This is a genomic window from Galbibacter sp. (assembly GCF_035306585.1).
Lineage (GTDB): Bacteria > Bacteroidota > Bacteroidia > Flavobacteriales > Flavobacteriaceae > Galbibacter.
Genome location: NZ_DATGNU010000136.1, coordinates 1 through 8,639 on the forward strand (window position 1 = coordinate 1; position 8,639 = coordinate 8,639).

Below are 8,639 nucleotides of genomic sequence, written 5' to 3' on the forward strand. Positions count from 1 at the left end.
ACAAACGCTTATAACTGGAACTTTTATTTTTTCTTCTTTTACTTTTTTAAGAGAGGAACGGGACTGTTGTAGGTATTTGTAATAAAAATAATATGTTAGTCCCGGAAGAAATTTCGGGACTTTTTTTATGATATAAACTCAAAAATGAATAGGAAAATTGCAATACAAGGAATATTAGGATCCTTTCACCATCAAGTGGCTCAGGAATACTTCGGTCAGGATGTTGATGTAGATGAATGCCTGTCATTTGATGCCTTAGTGGATAGTCTGATCAGTAAGAGAAGTTCCGTGGCTGTAATGGCTATTGAAAACTCGATCGCTGGTTCTATTATACCAAACTATGCGCGCATTGATGACAATGATCTGCATATTATCGGGGAGCACTACATTAGTGTTCAACACAATTTATTAGCGCTAAAAGGACAATCCATCGCGGATATAAAAGAGGTTTATTCCCATCCTATGGCTTTACTACAATGTAAAGCTTTTTTTAGGCAATATCCCCACATAAAATTAATTGAAGATGTAGATACCGCGGAAGTTGCCAGAAGAATTCATCAAGGTCAGATAAAAGGTGTTGGCGCTATTGCAAGCAAGACAGCCGCAACTATTTTTAAGTTGGACATCTTAGCCGAAGGTATTCAGACCATGACCAATAATGCAACCCGATTTGTGATTATTCAAACACAGAACTCGGTCATTCCTATAGAAGAAATTAATAAGGCGTCTTTAAAGTTTGAGTTAGGTTCCAAAAGAGGCAGTCTCGCTACGGTCTTAAACGTCATGAGTGATTGCAAACTAAATCTAACCAAGATTCAATCCTTGCCGAAAATTGAAACCCCTTGGCGGTATTCATTTTTCGTGGATGTGACCTTTGAGGATTATGCGGATTTTCAAAAAGCCAAATCCTTATTAGCCATTATGGCATCAGAATTTAAAGTTCACGGAGAGTACAAAAATACAATGCGATGATAAAAGTAGCAGATCGTTTAAAAAACGTCGAAGAGTATTACTTTTCTAAGAAGTTAAGAGAAGTGAGTGGCTTAATTGCCCAGGGGAAACCGATTATTAATATGGGAATTGGCAGCCCTGACCTCGCCCCAGCTGACCAAGTGATGGAAGCACTGGTGAATTCATTAGGGGATGAAAAGGCACACCAATATCAATCCTATCAAGGATTACCAGAATTGAGAAAGGGCGCATGCTCGTTTTATCAGCAGTATTTTGATGTGTCTGTAGAGAGCAATACAGAGGTGTTGCCTCTGATGGGCTCTAAGGAGGGGATCATGCATATTAGTATGGCTTTTTTAAACCCAGGTGATGAGGTTTTGATTCCAAATCCAGGGTATCCAACCTATACTTCTGTAACGAATTTAGTGGGAGCTCTCGCCAAGTATTACGATTTAAGCCAAGACTCCAATTGGTTGCCTGATATCGAAGCTTTGGAGCAAACAGATCTTTCTAAGGTGAAGATCATGTGGTTGAGTTATCCACACATGCCTACAGGAGCGAATGCTAATGCACGAATCTTCGAAGAATTAGTTGACTTTGCCAAACGAAATGATATCCTATTGGTGAATGATAATCCTTATAGTTTTGTGCTGAATGAGAATCGATTGAGTTTGCTATCCGTCAAAGGAGCAAAGGAGGTTGCATTAGAGCTAAATTCACTCAGTAAGACTTTTAATATGGCAGGCTGGAGAATTGGGTTTGTCTTTGGAAGTGCCGATCATATAGCAGCCATACTAAAGGTGAAAAGTAATATGGACAGTGGAATGTTCTATGGCTTACAAAAAGGAGCGATCAAAGCATTGGAATTATCTAAGGATTGGTATGCTGAACTCAATGAAGTATACACCCGCCGTAGAGCGTTGATATTTCAATTGGCCGATAAATTAGGCTGTACGTATGATATAAATGCCTCAGGGATGTTTGTTTGGGCTAAATTGCCAGAAGGAATTCATTCAGCGGAAGAATTTATAGACGGTGTCCTTTATGACAAAAGTATATTTATTACTCCAGGAACCATATTTGGAAGCCAAGGGGAAGGATATATTCGTTTTTCTTTATGCGTTAAAGAGGAGCAAATTCAACAAGCAATTCAACGATTTGAAGTATAAACCAATCTTACAAATGAAAAATAGAAATTCAAAATGAAAGTACTGGTAATAGGATTAGGGCTCATAGGAGGATCGATGGCTATCGATTTAAAGACCACTAGGAAAGATATCGTTCTGATGGGATATGACGCCAATGAGGACCATTTAAATACGGCGCTATCGCTAGGTTTAATCGATGGGAAAGCCAGTTTAGAGGATGCTGCTTCGTCCGATGTGGTGATTGTCTCTATACCAGTAAATGTGTCTTTGAAGGTGATTCCTAATGTTTTGGACATCGTAAAAGATGACACATTGGTCTTTGATGTTGGTTCAACAAAAGCGAATATTTGTAAGGTGGTAAGTGAGCATCCAAATCGCAGAAACTTTTTAGCTGCTCACCCCATTGCTGGTACGGAGTATTCCGGACCGAAAGCTGCTATAAGTGGTTTGTATAAAGGAAAGACTAATATTGTTTGTGAGGTAGAGAAAACGGCGTTCAAAGTACAGGAACGTGCCATGGAGATTTTTAATGATCTTGGGATGCGAATTCGGTACATGGATCCAGAGGCCCACGATCGCCATATTGCATACGTGTCACATTTATCGCATATCAGTTCTTTTATGTTGGGTAAAACAGTGATTGAAAAAGAACGAAATGAGCGTGATATATTTGATATGGCAGGAAGTGGATTCGAGAGCACTGTTCGTTTAGCAAAGAGTTCGCCTGCAATGTGGAGTCCTATATTTGAACAGAATAAGGAAAATGTAATAGAAACGCTAGAGGAATATATTGTAAACCTCCAACGATTTAAGGATCTCATGGAAGCAAATGACTTTCAAGCCATTTACAAGGAAATGGAGGACACCAATAGAATTAAGGAAATATTAAAAGGAATAACAATCAAATCATCATAAGTATTTTAAAATGGAAAATTCAGCAACGTTAAGAACATGGTTAGATGATATGAACCTCTCGCACCCTTTGGTGATTGCGGGGCCATGTAGTGCAGAAACGGAAGAACAAGTGCTAAAGATTGCACACGAACTAAAAGGAACGGATGTCAATTATTACCGCGCCGGTATTTGGAAACCTAGAACACGGCCAGGAAATTTCGAAGGTGTTGGTGCCCTAGGACTGAAATGGTTGCAAAAGGTAAAAGAAGAGACTGGTTTAAAAACAGCTACAGAGGTGGCTAACAAAGCCCATGTAGAATTGGCATTGGAACACGATGTAGATTTGTTGTGGATTGGAGCCCGTTCTACGGTGAGTCCTTTTATCATACAGGAAATTGCAGATGCTTTAAAGGGTACTGATAAAATTGTTTTGGTGAAAAATCCAGTGAATCCTGACCTATCTTTGTGGTTAGGTGGAATTGAACGTTTGTATAGCAACGATATTAAAAAACTAGGAGTGATCCACAGAGGGTTCTCCACTTATGAGAAATCAAAATACAGAAATAATCCCGAGTGGCAATTGGCCATTGAGCTTCAGAATAAATTTCCAGATCTTCCGCTGATATTGGATCCTTCGCATATAACAGGAAACAGAGATATGATATTTGACGTCTCTCAAACAGCGTTAGATCTAAACTATGACGGTTTGATGATTGAGACCCATACAGATCCTGATAATGCATGGAGTGATGCTGCGCAACAGGTGACACCAGCGTCTTTAAAACAAATCATGAGAGATTTGAAAATCCGAAAGGAAACGGATCAAGAGGCAGATTACAATAAAAAGCTTAGCAATTACCGTGCTCAGATCGATGTGATCGATAATGCACTGATCGAGATGTTAGGCAAGAGAATGAAAGTATCGGATCAGATTGGTGCGTTGAAAAAGCAACGTAATGTAGCGGTTTTACAATCAAAACGGTGGAATGAAATTCTAGGAAAAATGGTTCTGGAGGGAGATCAAGTAGGATTGAGTGAAGAATTCATCCTTCGCATCTTTAAAGCGATTCACCAGGAATCGATCAACCACCAACAGAAAATTGTACAGCAATAAGGAATTATTGGAGGTCAGAGTGGAGTCTAGGGAGTAGGCAACTTCTAAATTCGTACTTTTGACTTCTAATTTTTCACTATGGAAGGAACGGTTTATAAGTCAACTGGTAGCTGGTATTATGTAAAGAATCCAGATGGAAGCTTTATCAACTGTAGGATAAAGGGACGATTTCGCATCCAAGGTATTAAAAGTACCAATCCTGTGGCAGTAGGTGATGTGGTTGAATTCGAAGTGCAAGACATGGCTGGGGAGCAAGTGGGAGTGATAACCGATATAAAGGATCGTAAGAATTATATCGTTAGAAAATCGGTGAACCTTTCTAAGCGAACCCATATTATTGCCTCCAATGTTGATCTCGCTTTTATGTTGGTAACTTTAAAGGATCCAGTGACTTTTACCGATTTTGTCGATCGTTTTCTAGTGACTTGTGAGGCCTATCATGTCACACCTATATTGGTTTTTAATAAGATAGATCAGTACACAAACGAAGAATTAGTATTGGTAAGGGATCTAATAGAACTTTATAGTCGTATTGGATATCAGACCCTAGAGGTTTCTGCAGCAACTGGAAAAAATGTCGCAGTGCTCAAATCGATGATCAAAGGAAAAACCAGTATTTTTTCTGGTCATTCAGGAGTTGGAAAATCCACCTTGGTCAATGCTTTAGAGCCAGGACTAAACCTTAAAACCGCGGCGATTTCACAGCAGCACAAACAAGGGCAACATACTACCACTTTTGCAGAGATGTTTGATTTGAGTTTTTCAGGACAAATTATCGATACTCCAGGGATCAAAGGTTTTGGAATCGTTGATATGGAAAACAGTGAAATTGGGGATTATTTTCCAGAATTCTTTGCTATAAAGGGGGAATGTAAATTTCATAATTGCTTGCATTTAGATGAGCCTAAATGTTCGGTGAAACGCGCAGTAGAAGAGGGAACAATTGCGTGGAGCCGGTATAAGAGTTACTTGCAGATCATCCAGGGTGAAGACGAAAATTATAGAACAGATAGTTACGCAGAGTAAGGGCATAGCCTAATGGAATTTTAGAATAGATGAAAGTTGTTATTCAAAGAGTTAAACAATCAGCAGTTCACATAGATGGAATTGAAAAAGCAAAAATAGGACAAGGACTTTTAGTGCTTGTGGGAATAGAGGAGATTGATGGTCAAGATGATATTGATTGGTTGTGTCGTAAGATAGTAGGCTTACGTATTTTTGAAGATCAAAACCAGATTATGAATCTATCGGTCCAAGATATTGCTGGAGAAATTATAGTGGTGAGTCAATTCACCCTCCAGGCTTCCACTAAAAAAGGGAACAGGCCTTCTTATATTAAGGCAGCCAAACCCGATGTAGCGGTCCCTTTATATGAAGCTTTTGTGAAATGTTTAGAACAAAATCTTGGTAAAAAAGTAGGGACAGGTACCTTCGGAGCTGACATGCAAATTTCGCTTGTCAATGATGGACCAGTGACCATTGTTATAGATTCTCAAAATAGAGTTTAGCTGATAGTAGCTCTAAAATACAAATTGTTAATGCTTTGGAAGAAGAGGTAAATTATTTAAATCACAGTAAAATTTAAGTCATCAATATGGATTTAAAAAATGCACAACTCGAAGTTGATAAATGGATTAAACAACATGGCGTTCGTTATTTTAATGAACTAACCAATATGGCACAATTGACAGAGGAAGTCGGTGAGGTCGCACGAATTATCGCTAGAAGGTACGGAGAACAAAGCGAGAAAGCTAGTGATAAGGATAAGGATTTAGGTGAAGAGCTAGCCGACGTGATTTTTGTAGTGCTCTGTCTGGCCAATCAAACGGGGATCGATTTACAAAAAGCCTTTGATGCCAAAATGGATCTTAAGTCCAAAAGGGATCACGACCGCCACCATTCAAATCAGAAGTTAAAATCCTAAAAAGTTACCCTTAAGCAATCAGCACCATGAATATTCGAATACAATCCAATCAAACCAAATTTCAAAAACAAATAACTATAACGGGGTCTAAGAGCGAAAGTAATCGCTCCTTATTACTTAGAGCATTGTATCCGGGTTTAACCATAGAAAACCTATCGAATTCAGATGATTCCGTGGTTATGGAAAAAGGACTAGAGATCACAAATGGAACGGTGGATATTCATCATGCTGGAACAGCCATGCGATTTTTAACAGCGTTTTTTGCTGTCAAACCAGGTGCAGAGGTCATTCTTACGGGTTCCAAACGAATGACTGAACGTCCTATCGAAATTCTTGTGGAGGCCCTTAGGCAATTAGGTGCTGAAATCTCATATGAAAAGGATCAGGGATATCCACCAATAAAAATAAAGGGAAAACGCATCACCCAAAATAAGGTGACTTTGGCTGCAAATATCAGTAGTCAATACATCTCTGCTTTGTTGCTTGTAGCCCCATCGCTTGATAAGGGTTTAATCCTTGAATTAGAAGGGAAGATTACTTCAGTTCCTTACATTCGAATGACACTTTCGTTATTAGAGGAATTGGGAGTTCAAACCAAATTTGAAGGAAACACTATTACAGTTAAACCTCTTAAATCTTCACCAGAGAAACAATTGGTTGTTGAGTCAGATTGGAGCTCAGCTTCTTATTACTATAGCATCGTGGCACTATGCGAGCCTGGAACTACTATACGACTTTCAAGCTATAAGCAACATAGCCTTCAGGGTGATAGTGTGCTTCAAGAAATATATAGCGAATTTGGCGTAGCATCTTCTTTTGAAGGTCATGATCTTTTGCTGAGAAAAGTAACCGATATTTCAAAGCAGACCGTCGTTACACTTGATTTAACCAATGCTCCCGACATTGCACAAACCATCGCAGTAAGTTGCTTTGGATTAGGAATTGCCTGTGAACTCAGTGGACTACATACCTTAAAAATAAAAGAAACAGATCGCTTAGAGGCTTTAAAAGCAGAGCTAGGGAAATTAGGTGCTGATATCTCCGTAACTGATGCAACCTTGTCATTAAAAGCTACTTCTGCAATCAAGGAAGAAATACCCATTGATACCTATGATGATCACCGAATGGCCATGGCTTTTGCGCCATTGGCATTAAAGGTTCCTATTTTAATTAATCAAGCTGAAGTAGTTAGTAAATCGTATCCAGATTTCTGGAAGGATCTCGTTTCTTTAGGATTTCAGAAAGAAGTGGTTTAACCAAAGATACTCCAATAGGTTCTTTTAACTTTTTATAATCAGAGGATACCGCGTTTTGGCTAACACCATATTTTGAGATGATTTTAACTTCAAAACATGGTTTTGACCATTGCTATTTCACTTAATTGCTTGAATATTAAAATAATTGATGATTTACTTGACAACGCCTATCTAAGGGTCGTATATTTGCATTTCGTAAAAATCTCTTTGGAGACAAAGGTTTTTATAATCGATTTATACACAGAATATATAACGGATTTGAATCTATAATCATTTAGAACGATTGCCGATTTTTCTATGCTCTTTAAAAAGAGTAATAGTGCGTCGGTTTTTTTTTGCGATGTACGTAGGTTCTTTGAAAACAATTAAATACATGAAATTATCTAATTTTAATTTTGAACTTCCTAAAGAACTATTAGCTGAATATCCTTCTGAGGATAGAGATGAGGCTCGTTTGATGGTTTTGCATCGCAAAGACCAGAAGATCGAGCATAAACTTTTTAAGGATGTGATTGATTATTTTGATGAAGGGGATGTTATGGTTCTTAACAACACCAAAGTTTTTCCTGCTAGATTATATGGTAATAAAGAAAAAACTGGTGCGCGTATCGAAGTTTTCTTGCTTAGAGAGCTTAACGAAGAACAACGTCTTTGGGATGTTTTAGTTGATCCAGCTAGAAAGATCAGAATTGGAAATAAATTGTATTTTGGAAATGATGAGAGTCTAGTAGCCGAGGTTATAGATAACACCACCTCTAGAGGGCGTACACTTCGTTTTCTTTATGATGGATCCTATGAAGAATTTAGAAATAAATTAAATGAGTTAGGCGAGACACCATTGCCAAAATACATCAAAAGGGCTGTGGAGCCAGAGGATGAGGAGCGTTATCAAACCATTTATGCCAAAGCAGAAGGTGCTGTTGCAGCTCCTACAGCAGGACTCCACTTCTCCAAACATTTACTAAAGCGTTTAGAAATTAAAGGAATTGATTTTGCAGAGCTTACCCTGCACGTTGGTTTGGGTACTTTTAACCCTGTTGAGGTGGAAGACCTTTCTAAGCATAAAATGGATAGTGAGGAATTATTTATTGATAATAAAGCAGCATCGATAGTAAACAATGGTAAAAAAGAAAAAAGAAAAATATGTGCCATTGGTACAACTGCAATGCGAGGATTGGAGAGTTCTGTTTCCTCCAATCAAATGTTAAACCCATATGAAGGGTGGACTAATAAGTTTATCTTCCCTCCGTATGATTTTAGTATTGCCAATTGTATGATTACCAATTTCCACACACCAAAATCAACACTTTTGATGATGATCTCTGCTTTTGCAGGCCATGATTTTGTAATGA

At 38.3% G+C, this 8,639-nt stretch carries 9 protein-coding genes; all 9 read left to right on the forward strand.

Going from position 1 to position 8,639, the window contains the following annotated elements; translation table 11 throughout:
• The first annotated feature begins 144 nt into the window (after positions 1–144).
• Positions 145–972, forward strand: coding sequence for a prephenate dehydratase (locus VKY50_RS12450; protein ID WP_324302137.1), 828 nt, complete (start codon positions 145–147; stop codon positions 970–972).
• Complete coding sequence (locus tag VKY50_RS12455) at positions 969–2,120, forward strand: pyridoxal phosphate-dependent aminotransferase (protein ID WP_324302138.1); 1,152 nt, start codon at positions 969–971, stop codon at positions 2,118–2,120. Before VKY50_RS12450 ends, VKY50_RS12455 begins: the two co-directional genes overlap by 4 nt.
• Positions 2,121–2,153: 33 nt before the next feature.
• Positions 2,154–3,014 (forward strand): prephenate dehydrogenase, encoded by an 861-nt coding sequence (locus VKY50_RS12460; protein WP_324302139.1) that lies wholly within the window; start codon positions 2,154–2,156, stop codon positions 3,012–3,014.
• Between the two features lie 10 nt (positions 3,015–3,024).
• Positions 3,025–4,107 (forward strand): bifunctional 3-deoxy-7-phosphoheptulonate synthase/chorismate mutase type II, encoded by a 1,083-nt coding sequence (locus VKY50_RS12465; RefSeq protein ID WP_324302140.1) that lies wholly within the window; start codon positions 3,025–3,027, stop codon positions 4,105–4,107.
• 78 nt (positions 4,108–4,185) lie between these two features.
• Complete coding sequence (gene rsgA / locus VKY50_RS12470) at positions 4,186–5,133, forward strand: ribosome small subunit-dependent GTPase A (RefSeq protein ID WP_324302141.1); 948 nt, start codon at positions 4,186–4,188, stop codon at positions 5,131–5,133.
• 29 nt (positions 5,134–5,162) lie between these two features.
• A complete protein-coding gene (gene dtd, locus VKY50_RS12475) occupies positions 5,163–5,615 on the forward strand; it encodes a D-aminoacyl-tRNA deacylase (protein WP_324302142.1) in 453 nt (150 codons plus the stop codon).
• Positions 5,616–5,701: 86 nt separating this feature from the next.
• Entirely contained in the window at positions 5,702–6,031 is a 330-nt protein-coding gene (locus tag VKY50_RS12480; RefSeq protein ID WP_324302143.1) for a nucleotide pyrophosphohydrolase, read from the forward strand.
• A gap of 26 nt (positions 6,032–6,057) precedes the next feature.
• Positions 6,058–7,287 carry a 3-phosphoshikimate 1-carboxyvinyltransferase gene (locus VKY50_RS12485; protein WP_324302144.1) on the forward strand — a complete coding sequence of 410 codons (1,230 nt, stop codon included), beginning with the start codon at positions 6,058–6,060 and terminating at the stop codon, positions 7,285–7,287.
• Positions 7,288–7,660: 373 nt separating this feature from the next.
• The coding region (gene queA, locus VKY50_RS12490; protein ID WP_324302145.1) for a tRNA preQ1(34) S-adenosylmethionine ribosyltransferase-isomerase QueA at positions 7,661–8,639 on the forward strand (979 nt) is incomplete at its 3' end.

What these genes read in the sequence shown, in the direction of transcription:
- VKY50_RS12450 (WP_324302137.1), top strand. Translation starts at nt 145, where the DNA reads ATGAATAGGAAAATTGCAATACAAGGAATATTAGGATCCTTTCACCAT.
- rsgA (WP_324302141.1), top strand. Translation starts at nt 4,186, where the DNA reads ATGGAAGGAACGGTTTATAAGTCAACTGGTAGCTGGTATTATGTAAAG.
- dtd (WP_324302142.1), top strand. Translation starts at nt 5,163, where the DNA reads ATGAAAGTTGTTATTCAAAGAGTTAAACAATCAGCAGTTCACATAGAT.
- VKY50_RS12460 (WP_324302139.1), top strand. Translation starts at nt 2,154, where the DNA reads ATGAAAGTACTGGTAATAGGATTAGGGCTCATAGGAGGATCGATGGCT.
- VKY50_RS12455 (WP_324302138.1), top strand. Translation starts at nt 969, where the DNA reads ATGATAAAAGTAGCAGATCGTTTAAAAAACGTCGAAGAGTATTACTTT.
- VKY50_RS12480 (WP_324302143.1), top strand. Translation starts at nt 5,702, where the DNA reads ATGGATTTAAAAAATGCACAACTCGAAGTTGATAAATGGATTAAACAA.
- VKY50_RS12485 (WP_324302144.1), top strand. Translation starts at nt 6,058, where the DNA reads ATGAATATTCGAATACAATCCAATCAAACCAAATTTCAAAAACAAATA.
- VKY50_RS12465 (WP_324302140.1), top strand. Translation starts at nt 3,025, where the DNA reads ATGGAAAATTCAGCAACGTTAAGAACATGGTTAGATGATATGAACCTC.